This window comes from Kitasatospora sp. NPDC093806 (assembly GCF_040683335.1).
Taxonomy (GTDB): Bacteria; Actinomycetota; Actinomycetes; order Streptomycetales; family Streptomycetaceae; genus Kitasatospora.
In genome coordinates this window covers 53,694-76,471 of the sequence record NZ_JBFBDO010000028.1, presented here as the reverse complement: position 1 = coordinate 76,471, position 22,778 = coordinate 53,694, and the positions used below count along the sequence as shown (strand labels likewise).

At 73.5% G+C, this 22,778-nt stretch carries 25 protein-coding genes; 11 read left to right on the top strand and 14 right to left on the bottom strand.

Features of this window, described 5'->3' with window-relative positions; all coding sequences use genetic code 11:
* Positions 1–575 precede the first annotated feature (575 nt).
* Positions 576–1,391, bottom strand: a complete 816-nt coding sequence (locus tag AB0N76_RS16775; RefSeq protein WP_363557703.1) for a methyltransferase domain-containing protein — start codon at positions 1,389–1,391, stop codon at positions 576–578.
* A gap of 171 nt (positions 1,392–1,562) precedes the next feature.
* On the bottom strand, positions 1,563–2,918 hold the full coding sequence (locus AB0N76_RS16770; RefSeq protein ID WP_363557707.1) for a hypothetical protein: 1,356 nt from the start codon (positions 2,916–2,918) through the stop codon (positions 1,563–1,565).
* Between the two features lie 221 nt (positions 2,919–3,139).
* On the opposite strand from AB0N76_RS16770, the gene AB0N76_RS16765 reads away from it, so the two are divergent.
* From AB0N76_RS16765 to AB0N76_RS16755, 3 genes are read left to right on the top strand one after another with little or no spacing between them, the layout of a single operon-like run.
* A complete protein-coding gene (locus AB0N76_RS16765; RefSeq protein ID WP_363557701.1) occupies positions 3,140–3,826 on the top strand; it encodes a RibD family protein in 687 nt (228 codons plus the stop codon).
* Positions 3,823–4,281, top strand: a complete 459-nt coding sequence (locus tag AB0N76_RS16760) for a deaminase (protein ID WP_363557699.1) — start codon at positions 3,823–3,825, stop codon at positions 4,279–4,281. Before AB0N76_RS16765 ends, AB0N76_RS16760 begins: the two co-directional genes overlap by 4 nt.
* A 52-nt stretch (positions 4,282–4,333) precedes the next feature.
* A complete protein-coding gene (locus AB0N76_RS16755; protein WP_363557697.1) occupies positions 4,334–4,987 on the top strand; it encodes an HAD-IA family hydrolase in 654 nt (217 codons plus the stop codon).
* A gap of 59 nt (positions 4,988–5,046) precedes the next feature.
* Here the strand turns inward: AB0N76_RS16755 and AB0N76_RS16750 are convergent, their stop codons facing one another.
* The 5 genes from AB0N76_RS16750 to AB0N76_RS16730 form a co-directional block, all read right to left on the bottom strand.
* Complete coding sequence (locus AB0N76_RS16750; RefSeq protein WP_363557695.1) at positions 5,047–6,411, bottom strand: M20/M25/M40 family metallo-hydrolase; 1,365 nt, start codon at positions 6,409–6,411, stop codon at positions 5,047–5,049.
* 188 nt (positions 6,412–6,599) lie between these two features.
* A complete protein-coding gene (locus tag AB0N76_RS16745; protein ID WP_363557693.1) occupies positions 6,600–6,854 on the bottom strand; it encodes a Txe/YoeB family addiction module toxin in 255 nt (84 codons plus the stop codon).
* Entirely contained in the window at positions 6,851–7,132 is a 282-nt protein-coding gene (locus AB0N76_RS16740) for a type II toxin-antitoxin system prevent-host-death family antitoxin (RefSeq protein ID WP_363557691.1), read from the bottom strand. Before AB0N76_RS16740 ends, AB0N76_RS16745 begins: the two co-directional genes overlap by 4 nt.
* Before the next feature lie 115 nt (positions 7,133–7,247).
* Positions 7,248–8,321, bottom strand: coding sequence for a redox-regulated ATPase YchF (gene ychF, locus AB0N76_RS16735; RefSeq protein WP_363557689.1), 1,074 nt, complete (start codon positions 8,319–8,321; stop codon positions 7,248–7,250).
* A 102-nt stretch (positions 8,322–8,423) separates the two neighbouring features.
* Positions 8,424–8,801: a VOC family protein gene (locus tag AB0N76_RS16730; protein ID WP_363557687.1), complete on the bottom strand. Its 378-nt coding sequence runs from the start codon at positions 8,799–8,801 to the stop codon at positions 8,424–8,426.
* 115 nt (positions 8,802–8,916) lie between these two features.
* Here AB0N76_RS16730 and AB0N76_RS16725 point away from each other — a divergent pair, with 115 nt between their 5' ends.
* Positions 8,917–9,618: a DUF6542 domain-containing protein gene (locus AB0N76_RS16725; protein WP_363557685.1), complete on the top strand. Its 702-nt coding sequence runs from the start codon at positions 8,917–8,919 to the stop codon at positions 9,616–9,618.
* 45 nt (positions 9,619–9,663) lie between these two features.
* Here AB0N76_RS16725 and ppgK read toward each other — a convergent pair whose 3' ends face one another.
* Positions 9,664–10,410 carry a polyphosphate--glucose phosphotransferase gene (gene ppgK, locus AB0N76_RS16720; protein ID WP_363557683.1) on the bottom strand — a complete coding sequence of 249 codons (747 nt, stop codon included), beginning with the start codon at positions 10,408–10,410 and terminating at the stop codon, positions 9,664–9,666.
* Between the two features lie 136 nt (positions 10,411–10,546).
* Positions 10,547–11,524 carry a 4-hydroxy-3-methylbut-2-enyl diphosphate reductase gene (locus AB0N76_RS16715; RefSeq protein WP_363557681.1) on the bottom strand — a complete coding sequence of 326 codons (978 nt, stop codon included), beginning with the start codon at positions 11,522–11,524 and terminating at the stop codon, positions 10,547–10,549.
* Between the two features lie 87 nt (positions 11,525–11,611).
* On the opposite strand from AB0N76_RS16715, the gene AB0N76_RS16710 reads away from it, so the two are divergent.
* The 4 genes from AB0N76_RS16710 to AB0N76_RS16695 all read left to right on the top strand — a co-directional run bounded on the left by AB0N76_RS16710 (position 11,612) and on the right by AB0N76_RS16695 (position 15,285).
* A complete protein-coding gene (locus tag AB0N76_RS16710; RefSeq protein WP_363557679.1) occupies positions 11,612–12,985 on the top strand; it encodes an APC family permease in 1,374 nt (457 codons plus the stop codon).
* Positions 12,986–12,995: 10 nt separating this feature from the next.
* Positions 12,996–14,249 carry an exodeoxyribonuclease VII large subunit gene (gene xseA / locus AB0N76_RS16705; protein WP_363557677.1) on the top strand — a complete coding sequence of 418 codons (1,254 nt, stop codon included), beginning with the start codon at positions 12,996–12,998 and terminating at the stop codon, positions 14,247–14,249.
* 37 nt (positions 14,250–14,286) lie between these two features.
* Entirely contained in the window at positions 14,287–14,565 is a 279-nt protein-coding gene (locus tag AB0N76_RS16700) for an exodeoxyribonuclease VII small subunit (protein WP_363557675.1), read from the top strand.
* A 120-nt stretch (positions 14,566–14,685) separates the two neighbouring features.
* A complete protein-coding gene (locus tag AB0N76_RS16695; RefSeq protein WP_363557673.1) occupies positions 14,686–15,285 on the top strand; it encodes a malonic semialdehyde reductase in 600 nt (199 codons plus the stop codon).
* 84 nt (positions 15,286–15,369) lie between these two features.
* Here AB0N76_RS16695 and AB0N76_RS16690 read toward each other — a convergent pair whose 3' ends face one another.
* Complete coding sequence (locus AB0N76_RS16690) at positions 15,370–15,885, bottom strand: DUF4245 domain-containing protein (protein ID WP_363557671.1); 516 nt, start codon at positions 15,883–15,885, stop codon at positions 15,370–15,372.
* A gap of 237 nt (positions 15,886–16,122) precedes the next feature.
* On the opposite strand from AB0N76_RS16690, the gene glpX reads away from it, so the two are divergent.
* Positions 16,123–17,163: a class II fructose-bisphosphatase gene (gene glpX, locus AB0N76_RS16685; protein ID WP_363557669.1), complete on the top strand. Its 1,041-nt coding sequence runs from the start codon at positions 16,123–16,125 to the stop codon at positions 17,161–17,163.
* Positions 17,164–17,251: 88 nt separating this feature from the next.
* On the opposite strand, the gene AB0N76_RS16680 is transcribed toward glpX, so the two are convergent.
* Together AB0N76_RS16680 and AB0N76_RS16675 are read right to left on the bottom strand one after the other, a co-directional pair.
* Positions 17,252–17,611 (bottom strand): WhiB family transcriptional regulator, encoded by a 360-nt coding sequence (locus AB0N76_RS16680; RefSeq protein ID WP_363557705.1) that lies wholly within the window; start codon positions 17,609–17,611, stop codon positions 17,252–17,254.
* 385 nt (positions 17,612–17,996) lie between these two features.
* Positions 17,997–18,800, bottom strand: a complete 804-nt coding sequence (locus AB0N76_RS16675; RefSeq protein ID WP_363557666.1) for a DUF1707 domain-containing protein — start codon at positions 18,798–18,800, stop codon at positions 17,997–17,999.
* Between the two features lie 198 nt (positions 18,801–18,998).
* Here AB0N76_RS16675 and AB0N76_RS16670 point away from each other — a divergent pair, with 198 nt between their 5' ends.
* Positions 18,999–20,666, top strand: a complete 1,668-nt coding sequence (locus tag AB0N76_RS16670) for a fumarate hydratase (RefSeq protein WP_363557664.1) — start codon at positions 18,999–19,001, stop codon at positions 20,664–20,666.
* 81 nt (positions 20,667–20,747) lie between these two features.
* Here the strand turns inward: AB0N76_RS16670 and AB0N76_RS16665 are convergent, their stop codons facing one another.
* Positions 20,748–21,509, bottom strand: a complete 762-nt coding sequence (locus AB0N76_RS16665) for a GntR family transcriptional regulator (RefSeq protein ID WP_363557662.1) — start codon at positions 21,507–21,509, stop codon at positions 20,748–20,750.
* A 220-nt stretch (positions 21,510–21,729) separates the two neighbouring features.
* Between AB0N76_RS16665 and AB0N76_RS16660 the strand changes: the two genes are divergently transcribed.
* The gene (locus tag AB0N76_RS16660) at positions 21,730–21,924 is read left to right on the top strand and encodes a hypothetical protein (RefSeq protein WP_363557660.1); all 195 of its coding nucleotides are present in this window, start codon (positions 21,730–21,732) and stop codon (positions 21,922–21,924) included.
* A 404-nt stretch (positions 21,925–22,328) separates the two neighbouring features.
* Here AB0N76_RS16660 and AB0N76_RS16655 read toward each other — a convergent pair whose 3' ends face one another.
* A complete protein-coding gene (locus AB0N76_RS16655) occupies positions 22,329–22,589 on the bottom strand; it encodes a hypothetical protein (RefSeq protein ID WP_363557658.1) in 261 nt (86 codons plus the stop codon).
* Positions 22,590–22,778: the final 189 nt, after the last annotated feature.

Here is a 22,778-nt window from a genome sequence, read left to right as displayed (position 1 = left end):
CGGGCATCACCGCCAACATCGTCGCCCCGGGGACGGTCGCGGGCACCGAGTTCTTCGGCCCGCGGCTGGACGAGGCGGAGGTCTCCCGGCGGCCGGCACGGCGTCCACCGGCTCGGCGGGCGCGGCGGTCGGCGCGGGCGGCGGGGTGACGGGGGCCGGGTCCGGCGTCGGCTCGGTGGTCGGCGCGGCAGCCGGCGCGGTGGCGGGCTCCGCGACCGGCTCCGCGACGGGCTCGGCGACGGGCGCGGCCGCCGGCTTCGTCAGCTCGACCCGCTCCGACTCCACCGCCGGCTCGGAGGCCGGCTCGGCGGCCGCTTCGGAGGCCGGCACGGACGCGGGCTCGGGCCCGGCGACCGCCGCCGGCTCGGGCGCGGACACCGGGGCGGCGCCGTCGGACTCGGGCTTGGACACGTGTGACTCCCCCGGCCCGCGCGGCGCGGGCGACAACTCGGCAGGACGACCCGGAGGGCCCGCGGGCGGATCGCGGCGGGCCGTCGGATACGGGAACAGGCGCGCGACTCTACCCGATCTTGGGGAACACTCACCCGCCCTTTTCCCGGCCCCCGCACCCCGGCTCAGCGCCGGGCCAGCACCTCGCCGTGCAGCATCGCGAACCACCCGTCCCCGGCCGCCGCCCACTCCCGCCAGGCGGCCGCGATCCGCGCCAGTTCGGCTTCGTCCGCGTACCCCTCGGCCACCGCCGTCCGCGCGATCCCGGACTCCGTGATCCGCTCGGCCCACATCCCGCCCCACCACTCGCGCTGCTCGGGCGTCGCGTACGTCCAGCTGCTGGAGGTCGCGGTGACGTCGGTGAAGCCGGCCGCCCGGGCCCAGGACAGCAGCCGCCGGCCGGCGTCCGGTTCGCCGCCGCTGGCCCGGGCGATCCGCCGGTACAGGTCCAGCCAGCGGTCCAGCCCGGGGGTCTCCGGGTACCAGGCCATGGTCGCGTAGTCGACGTCCCGGACGGCGACCACCCCGCCCTCGGCCGTGACCCGGCGCAGTTCGCGCAGCGCGCCCACCGGATCGGTCACGTGCTGCAGCACCTGGTGGGCGTGCACCACGTCGAACTCCCCGTCCGCGTACGGCAGTCGGTGCACGTCGGCGACCTCGAAGACGACGTTGGCCAGGCCGCGGCCGGCGGCGTGCCGGGCGGCCGCCGCCAGCACCTCGGCGGAGGTGTCCGCGGCCACCACCCGGCCGCCGGGGCCGACCAGTTCGGCCAGCTCGGCGGTGATCGTGCCGGGGCCGCAGCCGATGTCCAGCACGGCCTGCCCGGGCCGCAGTCGGCCGCGCAGGTAGGCGGCGGAGTTCGCCACGGTCCGGGAGCGGTGCGAGCGCAGCACGGGCTCCTGGTGGCCGTTGACGTAGACGGCGGGCTTCGGTGCGGTCATGGTGACGTCCCCCTCGGGATCGGCCGGTTCCTCGACGCCTCCGACGCTACTCCTCGTCCCGGATGACGAGAAGATTCGTCTCACATGCCGGCCACCCTCGCACGGGGAAGACAACGGCCCCCACCCGGACGCGGTACGTCCGAGCGGGGGCCGATCGCCGTGCCCTACAGGTCAGTTGAGGGTGAACCAGGTGGTCCGGGACTTCTTCCACTCCGGATGGGTGAGGTCCTTCGCCGCGACGCCGTCGCCGTACAGGTCGGCCGAGCCGTCGTCGGTGATCAGCTGCACCCGGGCGCCGGGGGCGGTGAGGTCCGGGACGTCCGGCACGGCCTCCCAGCCGCCCGCGTCGGTGGTCGGCAGGTCGAGCACCTTGACCGGCTGCGAACCGGGCTGCCCGTCCCAGCGGTAGAGCGCGTACGGGTCGGAGTTGTCGTCCGCCGCCCAGGAGCCGGCCACGATCAGGTACTGGCCGAGCGCGTTGCGCCGCAGGTCGCGGACGGAGAGCCCGCCGAGGTCCAGCTCGATCGGCTGGCCGAACGTCGCACCGGTCGAACCGCCGGGCAGCGAGGAGAAGTTGGTGACCGGCACGATCAGCGCCCGGCCGCCGGTGACGGCCGGGGTGAGCGGCGCGCGGAAGCCCACGTAGGCGGTGGTGGTGGAGCCCGGCGCGAACTCCAGGCCCTCGACGTTGAAGCCGTCGATCTGCTTGGGCGCCTGCCCGTCCGCCGCGCCGGCCGCGAAGCCGTAGCGGTCGCCGTGCGCGCGGTCCCAGGCGATCAGGTCGTCGCGCAGCCCGTCGTACGAACCGGCGAGCGTCAGCTGGGTGGTGGCGCCCGAGCCGGTGACGGTGGTGGCGAACACCGTGTGCCGGTCCGGCTTGACCACGCCATCCTTGTTGTTGCCCAGCGAGCCGGTCCAGTAGACGGTGTTGCCGACCCGGGTGGCGCCCTCGATGTCGATCTCCTTGGCGACCCCGAGCGCCGCGCTGAAGTCCCAGGTGCGCACCGGCGCGCCGGAGGCGTTGCGGTCGTAGAGGCGCAGCACGTTGGACTCGTCGTCGGCCACCACGATGTACCCGCCGCCCGCGTCCACCGCCGCCGAGGCGTCGCTGGAGCCGGTCAGGTAGCGGCTGGCGGCGGAGTACTGCACCGCCGGCGAGGCCGCGTAGTGCAGCGTCTTCGTGGCGGTCTTGCCGCCGAGGCCGGTGACCTTGACGGTGAGGTCGGTGTAGCCGACGCCCTGCGCGGCGACCGCGAGGGTGCGCGCCGAGCCGGTGCCGGTGACCGTGACGTCGCCGGTCCGGGCCACCGCGGTGCGGGTGCTCGCGCTGGCGGCCACGGTCAGCGCGGAGGCGGAGGCGCCGCTCTGGGACACCGTGACGGTGACGGTCGGGTCGCCGGTGGCGCCGACCGCGCCGGACAGGTAGCCGGCGGAGAGCGTGATCGTCGGGGTGCCGTAGGTCGCGGCGGCGGCGGGCCCGGCGGGCAGCGCGGCGAACAGCGGCAGCGCGGCGACGGCGACCGCCAGCGGCAGCCGGCGGCGGGAGGAGCGGGGGCGACGGGACACGGTGACAGCCCTTCGGCATGGGGGGCGGTGCGGGGTCCGGACCAGGGTGGGCCCCGTCGGCGAACGCCGCCCCGACGGCAGCGGACCACCCGGCGAACAGCAGCCTTCGCCCAGCACCGGCGTCGCCGGGCGCCGTACCGTGGACGGACACCCGCCCCCGACCCGAAGGGCTCCCCACCACCATGCCCGGCCCGCGCCCCTTCGTCCTGCTGAGCGCCGCGATGTCGCTCGACGGGTACCTCGACGACGCCTCGCCCGAGCGGCTGCTGCTCTCCGGCGCGGCCGACTTCGACCGGGTGGACGCCGAGCGCGCCGCCAGCGACGCGGTCCTGGTCGGCGGCAACACGCTGCGCGCCGACAACCCCCGGCTGCTGGTCAACGACCCGGACCGGCGGGCCGCCCGGCTGGCCGCCGGCCGCCCCGAGTACCCGCTGAAGGTGACGCTCAGCGCGAGCGGCCGGCTGGACCGCTCGCTGCGGTTCTGGCACACCGGCGGCGAACGGCTCGCCTACACCACGGAGGCCGGCGCCGCCCGGCTGCGCCCGGCGCTGGACGGGATGGCCGAGGTGGTGGCGCTCGGCCCGGCGGTGGAGCTGGGCGCGGTGCTGGACGACCTGGGCGCGCGCGGGGTGCGCCGGCTGATGGTCGAGGGCGGCAGCGGGGTGCACACCCAGTTCCTGGCCCAGGGCCTGGCGGACGAGCTGCAGCTGGTGGTCGCCCCGCTGCTGGTCGGCCAGGCCGCCGCGCCCCGGTTCGTCGGCCCGGCGGACTTCCCCGGCGGACCGGCCCGGCGGATGCGGCTGCTGGAGGCCCGTACGGTGGGCGATGTCGTCCTGCTCAGGTACGCCCCGAAGGAGCCCGCACCGTGACCGACCCCCGCCCCGCCGACCTCGCGTTCCTGCGCCGGGCCGTCGAGCTCTCCCGCCGCTGCCCGCCCTCGGAGACGGCGTTCTCGGTCGGCGCGGTGGTCGTGGGCGCCGACGGCGAGGTGCTCGCCGAGGGCTGGAGCCGGGAGACCGACCCGCACGACCACGCCGAGGAGGCGGCCCTGGCCAAGCTCCCGGCGGACGACCCGCGGCTGCGCGGCGCGACCGTCTACAGCTCGCTGGAGCCCTGCGGACAGCGCGCCTCACGACCGCGCCCGTGCGCCCGGCTGCTGATCGCGGCGGGCATCGGCCGGGTGGTCGTCGCCTGGAGCGAGCCGGCCACCTTCGTCGCCGAGACCCAGGGGACGGCACTGCTGGAGGCGGCCGGGATCGAGGTGGCGGAGCTGCCGGAGCTGGCCGAGGAGGCCCGGGCGGTCAACGCGCACCTGCTGGGCTGATCTTTTGTATCCTTATTGAACAATCAGCTCGCCTTTCCCCTGGAGCCGCCCCGTGCCCGCGACCTTCCACCCCCGCGCCCTCCTGCTGGACATGGACGGCACCCTGGTCAACTCCGACGCCGTCGTCGAGCGCTGCTGGCGCGCCTGGGCCGAGCAGCACGGCCTCGACCCGGACGAGGCGCTCAAGGTCATCCACGGCCGCCAGGGCCACGCCAGCATGGCGCTGCTGCTGCCCGACCGCCCGATGGAGCTCAACCTGGCCGACAACGAGCGGATGCTCGCCGCCGAGACGGCCGACACCGACGGCGTCGTCCCGGTCCCCGGCGCCCCGGCCTTCCTCGCCGCCCTGGCCGGCCTCCCGCACGCCCTGGTGACCTCCGCCGACGCCCCGCTCGCCCGGGTCCGGATGGCCGCCGCCGGCCTGCCGCTGCCGTCGGTGCTGGTCACCGCCGAGTCGGTGGGCGCCAGCAAGCCCGACCCGGAGGGCTTCCTCAAGGGCGCCGCCGCGCTCGGCTTCGCCCCGGCCGACTGCCTGGCCTTCGAGGACTCCGAGGCCGGCATCGACGCCGCCCGGGCCGCCGGCATGCCGGTCGTCGGCATCGGCCCCCGGGCCGCCGCCCACCGGCCCACCGCGCACACGCTCACCCTGGAGTCGGTGGCCGTCGCCCCGGGCCCGGACGGCACCCTCACCGTCACCGTCGGCTGAACCGCGGAAGGGGCGGCGGCGGAGGTGTCCACCCCCGCCGCCGCCCCTCGCGCGCGACCTCAGTACCGGGCGCGGGCGGCCAGCCAGCCGGCCATCGCCCGGACGCCGACGCCGATCGCCCGCTCGTCCGGGGCGAAGGTCTCGTAGTGCGGGTAGCTGGTCTCGATCCCGGCGCCCGGGGTGCGGACCCCGAGGAAGGTGTAGGTGCCCGGGACCCGCTCCAGGAACAGCGCGTAGTCCTCCCCGTTGAACGGGAACGCCGCGTGGTTCACCGTCACCGAGCCGGCGCCGAGCTCGCACCGCAGGTGCCGGGCCAGCGCGTCGGTCTCCTCCGCCGGACAGACCAGCGCCGGGAACGGCTCCTGCGGGTAGCTGACCACCGAGCCCGGGTACGCCTGCGCGAGCCGCCGGAACTCCTCCCGCACCTCGCCGTCCCGCGCCTCGGGCCAGCAGCGGAACTTCGCCTCGACGACCGGCCGGCCCTCGGCGTCCGGCAGCTTCGCCACCCTGGCGCCGGTCACCAGGAACCGGGCCAGCGGCCCGTCCGGCGTCTGCACGTCCCGGACCATCGTCTCCAGGTCCGCCGGGGTCTGCGGCATCGCCACCGTGGCGAGCGCCTTGATGTCGGCCACCAGCTTGGCCGCCGACGCGGCCGCGTCCGGACCGCCCACCGCGATGTTCACCCAGTCCTGCCCCGGCAGCCCGCTCTCCGGCGTCACGGCGAACTGCCCGACCGGGTACGGACCGGTGTGCAGGGCGTGGATCTCCTCCACCCCGTACTTCTCCAGCACCCCGGCCTCGATCAGCGCCCGGGCCCCGGCCAGCCCCTCCTCGCCGGGCTGGAACAGGAACACCACCGTCCCGCTCAGCCGCTGCCGCAGCCGCGCCAGCACCTCGGCGACGCCGACCCCGACCGTGGTGTGGATGTCGTGCCCGCAGGCGTGCGCCGCCGGACGCGGCGGATTCGGCGGAGCCACCGGGGGCATGATCCCCTCCCCCGGCACCGCGTCCATGTCCGCCCGGTAGGCGACCGTCCGCCCCGGCCGCGCCCCCCGCAGCACCGCGACCACCCCGTGGGCCGGCTGCTCCTTGCCGCCCACCACGATCGTCCCGACCCCGGTGGTCACCTCCAGCCCCGCCGCCCGGAGCCGCTTCGCCACCACGCCGGAGGTGTACTCCTCGTGGCCGGTGATCTCGGGGTGGGCGTGCAGGTCCCGCCGCAGCGCCACCAGCCCCCCGTCCAGCTGCGCCAGCACGGCGTCCACCGCCGCCTGGTCGACCGGATTGCGCCGCCGCGCCGAGTCCGCCACCGCCGCCGTGGTCCCGGACGCCAGCACGGCCCCCACCCCGGCCACCGCGGCCCCGCCGAGCACCGCCCGCCGCCGCACCCCGCGCCCGCTGCCGCTGCCGCTGCCGTTCGTCATGCCATCCCCCTGAAGATCAAAACGAGTTGATCATCAGTCAACCAGCCCCCCACGCCCACCCGTCAACCCTGATTTCCCCCCACCCCACCCGCCCCACCGGTCACATCGGCCCCATCCCGCCCAAAACGACGGCCGCCCGGCCACCATCCGAAAAACGGACGGCGACCGGGCGGCCGCAGCACGGACGATCAGTAGTGGTAGCGGGCGGCGAGGACGATGATCTCCCGGTCCGTGACCAGGTAGACGAGGCGGTGCTCGTCGTCGATCCGCCGCGACCAGGCGCCGGGCAGGTGGTACTTCAGCGGCTCGGGCTTGCCGATCCCGGTGAACGGGTCGCGCAGGACGTCCTCAATGAGCCTGTTGAGCCGGGCGAGCATCTTGCGGTCGCTCTTGAGCCAGGACGTGTAGTCCTCCCAGCCGCCCTCCTCGAAGACGAGCCTCACGCGGCGCCCTTCTCGACGTCCGCCGCTTCAGGGTCGATGAGCTCCCGCTCGGCGAGCCCCATGCCACCGAGGGCGTTCTCGTACGCCTTGAGCAGGCGGCGCGCGTTCGCCGGCGAGCGCAACAGGTAGGAGCCCTCACGCAGGGCGGCGTAGTCCTCGGCCGAGACGAGCACGGCGTTCCCGTGCTTGGAGACGATCTCGATGGCCTCGTGGTCGTCGTTGACCTTCTTGATCAACGGGAAAAGGGCCTTGCGAGCCTCGCTGGCAGTGATCGACATCAGCTGAACCCCTTCCGCGAGTGGTACCACATAACGTACCACTGACAGGAGTCCGGCGGACCGGAAAACGCGACCGGGCCCGCCTCGGAGGAGGCGGGCCCGGTCGGCTGGACGATCAGACGTTGAAGCGGAACTCCACGACGTCGCCGTCCTGCATGATGTATTCCTTGCCCTCGATGCGGGCCTTGCCCTTGGAGCGGGCCTCGGCGATGGAGCCGGTCTCGACGAGGTCGGCGAAGGAGATGACCTCGGCCTTGATGAAGCCCTTCTGGAAGTCGGTGTGGATCACACCGGCCGCCTCGGGGGCGGTGGCGCCCTTCTTGATGGTCCAGGCGCGGGTTTCCTTGGGGCCGGCGGTGAGGTAGGTCTGCAGGCCGAGGGTGTCGAAGCCGACCCGGGCGAGGGTGGCCAGGCCGGGCTCCTCCTGGCCCATGGACTGGAGGAGCTCCAGGGCCTCGGCGTCGTCCAGCTCGATCAGCTCGGACTCGATCTTGGCGTTGAGGAAGATCGCCTCGGCGGGGGCGACCAGCTCGCGCTGGGCGTTCTTGAAGTCCTCGTCGGCCAGCTCGTCCTCGTCGACGTTGAAGACGTAGAGGAAGGGCTTGGCGGTCAGCAGGTGCAGCTCGCGGATCGGGGCGGTGTCGAAGCCGGCCTCGAAGAGGGTCTTGCCGGTCTCCAGGATCGCCTGCGCGGCCTCGGCGGCGGCCAGCACGGGGGCGGTGTCCTTCTTGAGGCGCGCCTCCTTCTGGAGCCGGGGCAGGACCTTCTCGACGGTCTGCAGGTCGGCCAGGATCAGCTCGGTGTGGATGGTCTCGATGTCGTCCTTGGGCGACACCTTGCCGTCCACGTGCACCACGTCCGGGTCGGTGAAGGCGCGCACGACCTGGCAGATCGCGTCCGACTCGCGGATGTTGGCGAGGAACTTGTTGCCCAGGCCCTCACCCTCGCTGGCGCCGCGGACGATGCCCGCGATGTCGACGAAGTCGACGGTGGCCGGGAGGATGCGCTGCGAACCGAAGATCTCGGCGAGCTTGGCCAGCCGCTCGTCCGGGACGCCGACGACGCCGACGTTGGGCTCGATGGTGGCGAACGGGTAGTTGGCCGCCAGCACGTCGTTCTTGGTCAGGGCGTTGAACAGGGTCGACTTGCCGACGTTCGGCAGGCCGACGATTCCGATCGTGAGCGACATGAAGCGCAGTCCCGGGGCTTGGAGGAGTTGGGCCGGCCCGCAGCCGGACCGATCCCCCAGTCTACGGGCAGCCGGTCAGGCCCCGGCCGCCGCAGGCAGCGGCTACGGCAGCGGCTCCAGGAACTCCAGACGGTTGCCGAGCCGGTCCGCGGAGTGGAAGCGGCGGTGGCCGGGCAGGTGGTCGTCCCAGACCACCTCGTGGCCGTGCTCGGCCAGCCGCCGGGCGAGCGCGTCCAGGTCGCGCACCTGGATGCCCGGGTGCCCCTTGCGGGACGGCCGGAACTCCGGCACCACGCCCAGGTGCACCTCCACCCCGCCGCCGCGGAACCAGCAGCCGCCGCGCGCCGCCAGCACCGGGGGCTTGGCCAGCTCGGTCATGCCGAGCACGTCGCGCCAGAACGCGCGGCACTCGTCCTCGGCGCCGGCGGGCATGTCGAGCTGGACGTGGTGGAGCCGCTCGAAGGTGAAACCGCTGGTCATGCATCCCCCCGGTGGAGTTTCGCGAAGGTCACACCAATACTCCGTCCGGAGACACGGAACAAGGCCCGGCTACCCATTACACAGTGTGGCGATGATCGGACCGTACGTTGGGTGGGTGGAGCAGAGCATCCGTACCCAGCCGCCAGGGCCCAGACGCCGACCGCCGAACGGCGCGGCCGGGGCCGCCGTCCCCGGGCCCGGCCGGGCCGCCGAGACCGCCGGGGAACCGGCCGCCCGGTCCGCCGGACGGCCGGTCGGCAAGGCGCCCGGCCGGACGGTCGGGAAGCCGGCGGGGAAGTCGGTGGGGAGACCCGCCGGCAAGCCGGCCGGGAAGGTGCCCGGGAGACCGGGCCCGGCCTCCCGGCTACGCCCCGTGTCCGCCGACCCGTCCGAGCGCCCCCGGATCGCCGGTCGGCTCTACGGCCGGCGCCGGACCGGGCGGCCGGCCCGGCTGACCGCGGTCGGCTCCGGGGTGGTCGCGCTGGTGGCGACGGTCGCGGTGGCCGCCGCGGACCGGCTGGCCTTCGGCGGCCTCGGCGTCCTGTTCGGCATCGGCTACCTGCTGGTCTGCTTCCAGCTGGCGGTCCGGGTCCGGTACGTCGACCTGCTGGCCGCGCCGATCAGCGGGCCGATCGCCTTCGCCGTCGCGCTGCTGCTGTTCGGCCCGGTCAGCTCGACCGGGGTGACCGCCCAGGTGGTGGCGCTGGCGACCAATCTGGCCGGCCGGGCCGGCTGGCTGTTCACCGGCACCGGCCTGGCGGCGGTGATCGTGCTGGCCCGGTTCGTCGCCCAGCGCCGGTTCCACCGCGCGCGCTGAGCGGCGGAGGCCGGAGCGGCCCCCGCCCCCTCGGCGCCCCCGGCGTCAGGCGGTGGCGAGCGCCGCCGCCATGGCCGCGCCGACGATCCCGGCGTCGTTGCGCAGCTCCGCCGGGACGACCCGCGCCCGGCGCCCGCGCAGCAGCGGCAGGAACTTCTCGTGCTTGCGGCTCACCCCGCCGCCGATCACGATCAGCTGCGGCGAGAACAGCATCTCGACCAGGTCCAGGTACTCGTCCACCCGCCCGGCCCACTGCTCCCAGTTCCAGCCGTGCCGCTCCTTGGCCGCCGAGGAGGCCCGCCGCTCGGCGTCCTTGCCGCGCAGTTCCAGGTGGCCGAGTTCGGTGTTGGGCACCAGCACGCCGTCGACGAACAGGGCGCTGCCGATGCCGGTACCGAAGGTCAGCACCAGCACCACGCCCTCCTGGCCGCGGCCGGCGCCGTGCGCGGTCTCGGCGAGGCCGGCCGCGTCGGCGTCGTTGAGCACGACGGCCGGCAGGTCGAGCGCCTCGCGGAAGAGCCCGGCGGCGTCCAGGCCGATCCAGCCCTTGTCGACGTTGGCGGCGGTCGTGGTCCGCCCGTCGACCACCACACCGGGGAAGGTCAGGCCGACCGGGCCCTGGTGGTCGAAGTGGCGGACCACCTCGCGGACGGCGGCGACCACCGCCTCGGGGGCGGAGGGCTGCGGGGTGAGGACCTTGTGCCGCTCCTGGGCGAGCACGCCCCGGGCGAGGTCGACGGGGGCTCCCTTGATGCCCGAGCCGCCGATGTCCACACCGAATACCGCCGTCATGACGACCGTCCTCCACCGAAGTTGTCCACAGGCCTGTGCATGGCTGTGCACAAAACTTACGAGAGCCCGACCCGCCCCGCACAGCGGAAAACCCGGCACCCCCGGAACGGGGTACCGGGCTTCCGGGGCCTCGGGACTACAGCTTGCCCGCGGCCTCGGCGCGCAGGTCGCGGCGCAGCTCCTTGGGCAGCGAGAAGGTCAGGTGCTCCTCGGCGGTCTTGACGGTGGAGACCTCGTCGTAGCCGCGCGCGGCCAGCCACTCCAGCACGCCCTCGACCAGGATCTCCGGCACCGAGGCGCCGCTGGTCAGGCCGACCGTGCCGACGCCGTCCAGCCACTCCTCGCGGATCTCGTCGGCGAAGTCCACCAGGTGGGCGGCCTTGGCGCCGTACTCCAGGCCGACCTCGACCAGGCGGACGGAGTTGGAGGAGTTCTTCGAGCCCACCACGATCAGCAGGTCGGTCTCCGGCGCCATCTGCTTGACGGCGACCTGGCGGTTCTGGGTCGCGTAGCAGATGTCGTCGCTGGGCGGGCTGACCAGCAGCGGGAAGCGCTGCTTCAGCTCGCCCACGGTGGCCATGGTCTCGTCCACCGAGAGCGTGGTCTGGGAGAGCCAGACGACCTTGGACTCGTCGCGGACCTGCACGTTGGCCACGTCCTCGGAACCGTCCACCAGGTGGATCCGGTCCGGGGCCTCGCCCATCGTGCCGATGACCTCCTCGTGGCCCTCGTGGCCGACCAGCAGGATGTCGTAGCCCTCGTCGGCGAAGCGCACGGCCTCCTTGTGCACCTTGGTGACCAGCGGGCAGGTGGCGTCGATGGTGGCGAGCCTGCCGGCCCGGGCCTCATCGTGGACGGACGGCGCCACACCGTGGGCCGAGAACACCACGATCGAGCCCTCGGGCACCTCCTCCGTCTCGTCGACGAAGATCGCGCCCTGCTTCTCCAGGGTCTGCACCACGTACTTGTTGTGGACGATCTGCTTGCGGACGTAGATGGGGGCCCCGTACTGCTCCAGGGCCTTCTCCACGGCGATCACGGCGCGGTCGACGCCCGCGCAGTAGCCACGGGGGGCGGCGAGCAGGACACGGCGCTGCGCGGTGTTGGAGGACATGGCTCCATCGTACGGGCGGCGGCGAGCCGCGCCGACGGGAGTCATGTTCCGGTCGGAACCGGTCGCGGGTGCTCAAATGTGGAAGCTATGAGCGAGCGAGTCGAGTCGGCCGGCCCGGGCCGGCCGGGCGGACCGCCGAGCGGGCTGCGGCGCAGCCTCGGCGTGCGCGACCTGATGGTGTACGGGCTGCTGTTCATCGCCCCGATGGCCCCGGTGGGCGTGTTCGGGGTGCTCGACGCCAAGAGCCACGGCGCGGTCGCCGCGGTCTACCTGGCGGCCACCGTGGCGATGGGGTTCACCGCGTTCTCGTACGCCCAGATGGTGCGGGCGGTGCCGCGGACCGGCTCGGTGTTCGCGTACGCCAGGGCCGGGCTCGGCGAAGGGCCGGGGTTCCTCGCCGGGTGGATGGCGATGCTCGACTACCTGCTGATCCCGGCGGTGGCGTACCTGTTCTCCGGCATCGCGCTGCACTCGCTGGTGCCGGGGGTGTCGCGCTGGCTGTGGACGGCGCTCGCGGTGCTGGTCACCACCGCGCTCAACCTGGCCGGGGTGCGGACGGCGGCGCTGGCCGGCTTCGCGGTGCTGGCGCTGGAGCTCGCGGTGCTGGCGGTGTTCCTGGTCGCGGCCGTGGCGGTGCTGGTCCAAGGCGGCGCGCAGCGCGGCTGGGCGACCCCGTTCACCGGCGTCGACGGCTTCTCGGTGGCGGCGGTGCTCTCGGCGGTCTCCGTGGCCGTCCTCTCCTACCTGGGCTTCGACGCGATCGCGACCTTCGTGGAGGAGGCGGTCGGCGCCTCGGCGGCGGTGGCGCGGGCGGTGCTCTGGTGCCTGCTGGTGTCCGGGGTGCTGTTCGTGGCGCAGACCTACCTGGCGGCGCTGCTGGAACCGCTCACCCCGCGGGAGCTGGCGGCGGACCCGGCGGCGCAGGGGTCGGCCTTCTACGACACGGTGGAGAGCGGGATCGGGCACTGGCTGCACCTGCTGGTGGCGGCGAGCAAGGCGATCGGCGCGGCGTTCGCGGCGCTGGCCGGGCAGGCGGCGGCCGGGCGGCTGCTCTACGCGATGGGCCGGGAGGGGCGGCTGCCGCGGTTCCTGGGCGCGGTCGACCCGGCCTCGGCGGCGCCGCGCCGGGCGCTGCTGGCGGCGGCCGCGGTCACGCTGGCGGCGGCGGTCTGGGCGGCCGACCGGGACGACGGGCTCGACCAGCTCACCTCGGTGGTGGACATCGGCGCGCTCACCGCCTTCGCGCTGCTGCACGCCTCGGTGGTCGGCTGGTACGCGGTGAAGCACCGCTCGCGGGACCGGCTGCGGCACGTGGTGGTGCCGGTGCTGGGGATCGCGGTGATCGGCGCGGTGGTCTACGAGGCCTCGCGCACCGCGCAGCTGGTCGGGCTGGTCTGGCTGGCGGCGGGCGGGCTGGTGCTCGCCCTGCAGGGGGCCTCCGCTGTCGGCGGGCGCCGCTAGCCTCGTAGCCATGGCGAACCCCAGCACCCCCGAAGCGCCGCTCCCGGTCGGCAAGGTCTCCGCGCTGATCGGGGGCTGGATCGACCGGCTCGGCGCGGTCTGGGTGGAGGGGCAGATCACCCAGCTCAGCCGGCGGCCGGGGGCGGGCGTGGTGTTCCTGACGCTGCGCGACCCGCAGGCCGACGTCTCGCTCACCGTGACGTGCTTCCGCTCCGTCTTCGACCAGGTCGCGGACGCGGTGCAGGAGGGCTCGCGGGTGATCGTGCACGCCAAGCCGGAGTGGTACGCGGCGCGCGGCCAGCTGTCGCTGCGGGCCTCGGAGATCCGGCTGGTCGGGCTGGGCGAGCTGCTGGCCCGGCTGGAGCAGCTCAAGCGGCGGCTGGCCGGCGAGGGCCTGTTCGCGGCGGACCGCAAGCGGCCGCTGCCGTTCCTGCCGCAGTGCGTCGGGCTGGTCACCGGCCGGGACTCGGCGGCCGAGCGGGACGTCCTGGAGAACGCCCGGCGGCGCTGGCCGGCGGTCCGCTTCGAGGTGCGCAACGTGCCGGTGCAGGGCGTCAGCGCGGTGGAGCGGGTGAGCGCGGCCGTCCGGGAGCTGGACGAGCACCCCGAGGTGGACGTGATCATCGTGGCCCGGGGCGGCGGCAGCGTCGAGGACCTGCTGCCGTTCTCGGACGAGGGCCTGGTCCGGCTGGTCGCGGCGGCCCGGACCCCGGTGGTGAGCGCGATCGGCCACGAACCGGACCAGCCGCTGCTGGACTTCGTCGCCGACCTGCGCGCCTCCACGCCCACCGACGCCGCCAAACGGGTGGTTCCGGACGTCGGCGAGGAACTGGCCAAGGTCCGCCAGCTGCGGGACCGGGCGCGCCGGCACGTGCTGGCCCGGGTGGAGCGGGAGCGGCACGGGCTGGACGGGGTGCGCAGCCGCCCGGTGCTGGCCGCGCCGCACCGGATGCTGGACGGGCGCGGGCAGGAGGTGGCCGGCCTGCTGGAGCGGGCCCGGCGCACGCTCGGCCACCGGCTGGACCACGCGCAGACCGACCTCGGGCACACCCTGGCCCGGGTGGTCGCGCTGTCCCCGGCGGCCACCCTGGAGCGCGGCTACGCGGTGCTGCAGCGGGCCGACGGCACGGTGGTGACCGATCCGGCGCGGGTCGCGGCGGGCGAGGCGCTGCACGCCCGGGTGGCGGGCGGCGGCTTCGACGTCACGGTGGCCGGGGACGGGGACGGGATTGGGGCCGGTGGGGGCGGGGACGCGGCCGGCTGAGCCCGCCCTGTCGGTCCGGGCCCCTACGCTGACTCCCATGGCAGATCAGGAGCAGGACGGGACGACCCCGCAGGCCGGGCCGCCGGCCGGTACGCCGGCCGCGGACGACGCGCTGGGGTACGAGCACGCGCGGGACGCGCTGCTGGAGGTGGTCCGGCAGCTGGAGAACGGCGGCACCTCGCTGGAGGAGTCGCTGGCGCTGTGGGAGCGCGGCGAGCAGCTGGCGAAGGTCTGTCAGCGCTGGCTGGACGGTGCCCGGGCCCGGCTGGACGCCGCGCTGGCCGCCGAGGAGGAGGGCGCGCCGCCGAACGGGTGACACGCATCACACCCCATCAGGGAACAGTTGAACATTCACTCATGGTTGGGAACGTCTGACCGGGTCGCACCGGTCACCCCAGACGAACCCCGTCCCTTCCTCCCCATGAGGTGCAGAAGCATGACCACCGACGCCCTGGTCCTCGACGCCGCCGCGCAGGACCTGCTGTTCCGCGAGGCCCGCACCGCCAACACCTTCACCGACGAGCCGGTCTCGGACGAGCAGATCCAGGCGATCTACGAGCTGGTCAAGTTCGGCCCGACCGCGATGAACCAGCAGCCGCTGCGCGTCGTCCTGGTCCGCTCGGCCGAGGCCCGCGAGCGCCTCGTCCAGCACCTCGGCGAGGGCAACAAGGCCAAGACCGCCGCCGCCCCGCTGACCGCCATCCTGGCTGTGGACAACGAGTTCCACGAGGAGCTGCCGAAGGTCTTCCCGCACTTCCCGGCCGCCAAGAGCTACTTCGCCGAGCGCCCGGCCCGTGAGGCCTCGGCCGCGATGAACGGCGCCCTGCAGGCCGGCTACTTCATCGTCGGCGTCCGCGCCGCCGGCCTGGCCGCGGGCCCGATGACCGGCTACGACGCCGCGGGCATCAACAAGGAGTTCTTCGCCGACGGCGAGCACTCCGTGCTGGCCGTGGTGAACATCGGCAAGCCGGGCGAGAACGCCTGGTACCCGCGCTCGCCGCGGCTCGACTACGACGAGGTCGTCACCACCGTCTGAGCCTGACGGAGACGGCGAGAGGGCCCCGCACCACCTGGTGCGGGGCCCTCTCGCGTCCGCTCGAAGGCGGTCCGACCGCCGGGGCTACTTGAGCGCCCGGGCCAGCTCGGCCAGCTCCTCGTAGGAGGCGGTGCCGGTCAGGACGGTGGTGGCCGTACCGCTCTGGACGGTCAGCGCCCGCGCCTTCGGGCCCTGCACCCGCTCCCAGGTCTGCCCGGCGACCTCCACGGTGCCGTCCGGCTTGCCGTCGGCGATCGTCGCCTTCAGCACGTCCTCGCGCTTGACGTCACGCTGCTCGACGGCCGCGTACTGGCCGGAGGGGGTGACGAAGCCCAGGTGCCAGGCGTTGCCCTTGCCGTTGCTCTGGGCCGCCGCGTCGTACGTGACCGAGGTGGCCCGCCACTGCGCGGGCAGGCCCTCCGGGGCGAGCAGCGGGTACGGCGCGGCGCGCTTCGCCGAGGCCGCGGCCACCCGGTACTCGACCGGGCGCACCCCGTCGCCGTCCGCGTCATGCGGAAGGAACAGGTACCCGACCCAGACCACGACGCCGACCGCCAGCATCGACAGGACCATGTCCCGTACGGTCTGCCGGCCCCTCATGCCTTTGCTCTCTCCTGCCACCCCCACATGGTGACTCATCCCACCCCGGGCACCACCACCCGGGGGTATCCGCGGACGGGTGAACAGGGACAAAACCCGCCGTTTCCGCTCCGGCCGGGGGACCGCGCCACAGACAGTCATCTCGTGGGCAGATACGATCGCAGGACCCTCACCACGGCGTTCGACCAGGCAGTAGTCGGGCGCTCACTGGCCGTCGCGTACAGAGAGGTAACGACGATGACCACGCAGTACCCGCACCACCTTCCCAGTGCCCTGGAGGTCGCGCCGGAGGCTCCCGACCGCAACCTGGCACTCGAACTCGTCCGGGTCACCGAGGCAGGCGCGCTCGCCGCCGGCCGCTGGGTCGGCCGTGGCGACAAGAACGGCGCCGACGGCGCGGCCGTCCGGGCCATGCGCACCCTCGTCTCCACCGTCTCGATGAACGGCGTCGTCGTCATCGGCGAGGGCGAGAAGGACGAGGCCCCGATGCTGTACAACGGCGAGCGGGTCGGCGACGGCACCGGCGCCGAGTGCGACGTCGCGGTGGACCCGGTCGACGGGACCACCCTCACCGCCAAGGGCATGAACAACGCGGTCGCCGTCCTGGCCGTCGCCGACCGCGGCACCATGTTCGACCCGAGCGCGGTCTTCTACATGGACAAGCTGGTCACCGGTCCCGAGGCGGCCGACTTCGTCGACATCACCGCCCCGACGGCCGTCAACATCCGCCGGGTCGCCAAGGCCAAGGGCATCGCCGTCGAGGACGTCACCGTGGTCGTCCTCGACCGCCCGCGCCACCAGGGCCTGATCCAGGAGATCCGCGAGGCCGGCGCCCGGATCAAGTACATCTCCGACGGCGACGTCGCCGGCGCCATCATGGCCGCCCGCGAGGGCACCGGCGTCGACCTGCTGATGGGCATCGGCGGCACCCCCGAGGGCATCATCGCCGCCTGCGCGATGAAGTGCATGGGCGGCGTGATCCAGGGCCGGCTCTGGCCCAAGGACGACGCCGAGCGCCAGAAGGCGCTGGACGCCGGCCACGACCTGGACCGCGTGCTCACCACCGACGACCTGGTCAGCGGCGAGAACGTGTTCTTCGTCGCCACCGGCATCACCGACGGCGAGCTGCTGCGCGGCGTGCACTACCGCCAGGAGACCGCCACCACCAGCTCGCTGGTGATGCGCTCCAAGAGCGGCACCATCCGGGAGATCCACTCCACCCACAAGCTGTCCAAGCTGCGGGCCTACAGCGCGATCGACTTCGACCGCGCCAACTGAGCACAGCGCACGGCACAGCCCGCGGCCTCGGCGAAATCCCCCTTCGCCGAGGCCGCGGGCTTTCGTGTGCCGGTACCGACTCCTGCGGTCAGCCCGCGATCCGGCGGCGCGGGCCCGGGACCCGGACGGCCGCCTCGCGCAGCTCCACGTCCCGGCGGCGGCGGCGCGCCAGCACCACCCGGCGCTCGGCCGCCGTCAGCCCGCCCCACACCCCGTACGGCTCCGGCTGCGCCAGCGCGTGCTCCCGGCACTCCAGCAGCACCGGGCAGCGGGCACAGACCTGCTTCGCCTGCTCCTCGCGCGACAGCCGGGCCGCCGTGGGCTCCTTGGACGGCGCGAAGAACAGCCCCACCTCGTCCCGCTGGCAGGCCGCGCCGGTGTGCCACGGATTGTCCTCGCCGACCGGCTGCGGGGCCGGACGCCGCTCCAGCAGCTGGGCCGCGAGCACCGGCGAGGCGGCGGCGGACGGCCGCGCGACCGGTGCCGGGACGACCGGCGACGGGGCGGCGGACGAGGTGGTGCGGGACTCGATCGGATGCAGCACGGCCGTACTCCTGACGAGGCTCTCGGACACGGGGAAGCTCGCTCCCCTGCCCGGCTGCGAGCCCCCGCTCACACCCCCCGGGCCGGCCTCAGGCCGCCTCCGGTACGCAGCCGTACGAGAAGCGATGTGCCAGAGGAACTACCCAGCGGTACCGCGATTCATGCACACTGCACGCAACCGACTACAGCCTGCACTCGACGCAACGACGAGTGCCCGGCCGGGAGTTGGTCCCGACCGGGCACGTGGGCTGCGGATCTTCCGCCGGAACCCCCGGCGGAGGCCCCGGCGCTCAGTCCGCGCCGAGCTGCTTGCGCACCCACTCCTTCAGCTTCTTGCCCTTGCGCGGCTTCGCCTCGCAACCGCCGAACACCGCGGCCCCCTTGACCCGCACCACCGGCGCGTACGGGTCGGCCGAGGTCTGCTCCTTGACGTCGAAGCCGCCGAAGATGCCGACCCCGCCGCCGTGCAGGCTGACGTTCTCCGGCACCTTGATCTCCACGCCGCCGAAGATCGCCACCACGTCGATGACCACCTCGGGCGACTCGAACACGGCGTCGGTCAGGTCGATCTCGACCCCGCCGAACACCGCCACCGCCTTGAGCTGCGAGCCCACCCGCCAGCGGCCCTTGCGGGACGCCCCGCCGAACACCGCCAGCATGGTCGGCGCCTCGTTCCGGGCCGGCAGCCGCACCGGGCCGTCCGGACGCGGACCGTCCGCCGCGCCCAGCGGCGGCTTCTCGAAGGAGACCTCGCGGTGCACCGGCAGGTCCCGGGTCAGCGGCGCGAGCTCGCCCAGCGTCTTCGCCGAGTAGGCCGCCTCGATCCGCTCGGCGTGCTCCTCGACGTCCAGCCGGCCTTCGGCGTAGGCGTCGCGCAGCAGCTCCGCCACCCGTTCGCGGTCGGCGTCCGAGGCCCGGATCTCGGCCTCCGCCACCGGTGCCCCGTCCGGCCGGCCCGTCGCGGACCGGGTCGCCGCGGGCTGGGCGGCCGCGGCCTTGGTCATCGGTACGGGCCCCTGGCCCTGATCCCCCTGGTGGTCCATCTGCTGGTCCTGCGTGCCCTTCGACGGGTCCTTCGACGGCGAGTTGTCCACGGGGGCAAGACTAGTCAACCGGGCAAGCGTCGCACACACGTGCGGGTGACCCTCGTCACGCAGGCGGACCTTCCCGCGTACGACGTTTCGCCGGGTCATACCCTTGAGGGTGCTTTCGCGAGGGTGCCCGCACCCTCCAGGGTGCTTCGCCGACGCAGCCGGAACACTGGCAACACTGGATACCTAAGGACCGCCCCCATGGCTCCCACGCCGGACTTCGAGTACAGCGACCTGCTCCCCCTGGGCGCTGACCCGACCCCCTACCGCAAGCTCACCTCCGAGGGTGTCTCCACCTTCGAGGCCGGCGGCCGTACGTTCCTCCAGGTCGAGCCGGAGGCCCTCCGGCTGCTCACCGCCGAGGCGATGCACGACATCTCGCACTACCTGCGCCCGGCCCACCTCGCCCAGCTGCGCCGCATCCTGGACGACCCGGAGGCCAGCCCCAACGACCGCTTCGTGGCGCTCGACCTGCTGAAGAACGTCAACATCTCGGCCGGCGGCATCCTGCCGATGTGCCAGGACACCGGCACCGCCATCGTCATGGGCAAGCGCGGCCAGAACGTGCTGACCACCGGCGGCGACGAGTCCGCCATCGCGCGCGGCGTCTACGACGCGTACACCAAGCTCAACCTGCGCTACTCCCAGATGGCCCCGGTCACCATGTGGGACGAGAAGAACACCGGCAACAACCTGCCCGCCCAGATCGAGCTGTACGCGACCGACGGCGACGCCTACAAGTTCCTCTTCATGGCCAAGGGCGGCGGCTCCGCCAACAAGTCGTACCTGTACCAGGAGACCAAGGCGATCCTGAACGAGGCGAGCATGCTCTCGTTCCTGGAGCAGAAGATCCGCTCGCTGGGCACCGCCGCCTGCCCGCCGTACCACCTGGCGATCGTGATCGGCGGCACCAGCGCCGAGTTCGCGCTCAAGACCGCCAAGTACGCCTCCGCGCACTACCTGGACAACCTGCCGACCGAGGGCGATGCCAAGACCGGCCACGGCTTCCGCGACCTGGAGCTGGAGGCCAAGGTCACCGAGCTGACCCAGAAGATCGGCATCGGCGCCCAGTTCGGCGGCAAGTACTTCTGCCATGACGTGCGCGTCGTCCGGCTGCCCCGCCACGGCGCCTCGCTGCCCGTCGCGATGGCCGTCTCCTGCTCCGCCGACCGCCAGGCGCTCGGCAAGATCACCGCCGAGGGCGTCTTCCTGGAGCAGCTGGAGACCGACCCGGCCAAGTACCTGCCGGACACCACCGACGAACACCTCGACGACGACGTGGTGCGCATCGACCTCGACCAGCCGATGTCCGCCATCCGCGCGGAGCTCTCCAAGTACCCGGTGAAGACCCGGCTCTCGCTCACCGGCACCCTGGTCGTCGCCCGCGACATCGCCCACGCCAAGATCAAGGAGCGCCTGGACGCCGGCGAGGGCATGCCCAAGTACCTCCAGGACCACCCGGTCTACTACGCCGGCCCGGCCAAGACCCCCGAGGGCTACGCCTCCGGCTCCTTCGGCCCCACCACGGCCGGCCGGATGGACTCCTACGTCGACCAGTTCCAGGCGGCCGGCGGCTCGATGGTCATGCTCGCCAAGGGCAACCGCTCCAAGCAGGTCACCGACGCCTGCGCCCAGCACGGCGGCTTCTACCTCGGCTCCATCGGCGGCCCCGCCGCCCGCCTCGCTCAGGACTGCATCAAGAAGGTCGAGGTCCTGGAGTACGCCGAGCTCGGCATGGAGGCCGTCTGGCGGATCGAGGTCGAGGACTTCCCGGCCTTCATCGTCGTCGACGACAAGGGCAACGACTTCTTCCGCGAGACCACCGAGGGCCCGCTGATCACCAACCTCCGGGTCCGCTCCAAGGAGTAGCCGCTCCCCGCACCACCCGCCGCCCCGGTCGCGCCCGCCGCGCCCGGGGCGGCGGCACGTCGGGGGGAGGTGATCGGCCGGTCAGGCGTCGAAGTCGTACTCCAGGACGTAGGAGGCGGCGTCCAGGATCATCTCGTTCAGTTCGACGACCTGGCCCTCGTCGGCGAAGGCGGTGCGGCAGATCAGGATCACCGGGGTGCCGGCCGAGAGTTCGAGGCGGGTCGTCTCCTCGGCGCTCGGCATCCGGGAGCGGACCTCCTCGCGGAAGTGCACCGGCTTGGCGCCGATCTCCGCCAGCCGGGCGTAGGTGCCGCCCGGGCCGGTGTCCTCGCGGGTGATGGCCGTCCCCGCGACCAGGCCGGCCGGCAGGTAGGAGGTCGACAGCAGGACCGGCTTGCCGTCCAGCACGAACCGCCGGTGCCGCACGCACATCGGCGCGCCCGATTCGACCCCGAGCACCCGGGCGACGTGGTCCGGCGCGCCCTGCTCGGTGACCGCGACCTGGTCGACCACCAGGGTGCGCCCGTCGGTGTCCGCCGACCATATCGACCGGCCCGACCCCCACTGCCCCTGGGCGAGCCGCTGGATCCCGCGCCGGCGCAGCGGCCGGAAGTCCCGGACGAACACCCCCGCCCCGCGCCGGGCCTCGGCGATGCCCTCGCTCTGCAGCACGCCCAGCGCCTGGCGGGCGGTCATCCGGGCCACGCCGTACACGTCCATCAGGTCGTTCTCGCCCGGCAGCCGGTCGCCCGCGCGGTACTCGCCGGAGTCGATGGCCGCCTTCAGCGTGTCGGCGATCCGCTGGTACTTGGGCTGCCGCTCGCCGCCACTGCTGCCGACCATCGCCGTCTCCCTCGTCCCTCGCCAGAAATCGTAGGCGCGATTCCGGCCGCCGGTAAGCCGATAGGACCGGTTCGACCGTTGACATCTCTAGAGATATTAGCTTCTCTAGAGATGCTGGGTAGTCGCCGAGCAGAGCCGAATCACAAGCCAAGCCACGACAGCGACCAGGGCCGGCCACCACCGTCGCCGCGCCCGCACCGGAGCAGCAAGGAGCAGTGCGGTGAGCATCCGAAAGCGCTCCGCCTCGGCCTACCGGCCGCAGGTGGGTGAACTCGTCCTCGACACCAGGACCGGACGCACCGGCATCTACATGGACACCATCGGCGGGGAGCACTACCTGCGGCCACCGGACGGCGGCTGCGAGTGGACCGCCCGACCCGAGCACGTCGGCCCGGCCCCGGCCACGACGGCATGACGGCAACTCCGGCGGCGAAAACCGGCCACCGAACCCGCCACCGGGCCGCGGGGCCGAGATCCCGAACCCACCCACACCCCCACCTGAAGCCGCAATCATTCGCGGACGCCCGTCCTCCGCAATGGCTATCGGCTTACTCCGCCCCTTTTCCGCGTATTTACGACAGCTTGTGCGCCTCTATTCCTGGCACGGCCGCAAACGACGAGTGCCCCGCACTCCCGAATGCGGGGTGCGGGGCACTCGTTGTGCTGTGTGGGCTACGGGTGACTGCCGATGACGCCGGCGGCGGCGCCGGTGGCGGTCACGAGGTAGCCGGTGGTCACCACGATCGTCGAGACGGCGACGACCGCGAGACGACGGAGCCTGTTCAGGTGTTCCCCCCTGGAACCGCGGGTGCGACGTGCTTACGGGTGGCTGGAGATGACGCCCTGCGGCTCGCGCTCCGTGCCGTGCTCGCCACCGGCCGGGGCGGCGGGCTCGACCAGGTACTCGCCCTCGTCGCCGAAGAGGTCGTCCTCCAGGTCCGCCTTGCGGTCGGCGGTGGGCTCGGCGTACTCGGTCGGGGTCGCGGCGACCGCGCCCTCGACGGCCTTGCCGGCCTCCACGGCGGCGGCCTCCGCGGCCGGCGTGGTCGCCGTGGTGGTCTCGCTCTGGTCGTTGGCCATGGACGGCCGCCTTTCGGTCATGAAATGTCTTCTGCCCCACCGGCTTGGCGGGGGCGCGCGGTCAGTATCGTAGGGTTGATTAAATGTCCGATAAACATCGTGCGGCTGACCGTGCCGTCCGGCAGAGTCGGCCCCCCGCCTAAGCTGAAGCCACCACACAACGGCGGGACCGCCGAGCGCCCTACCGGG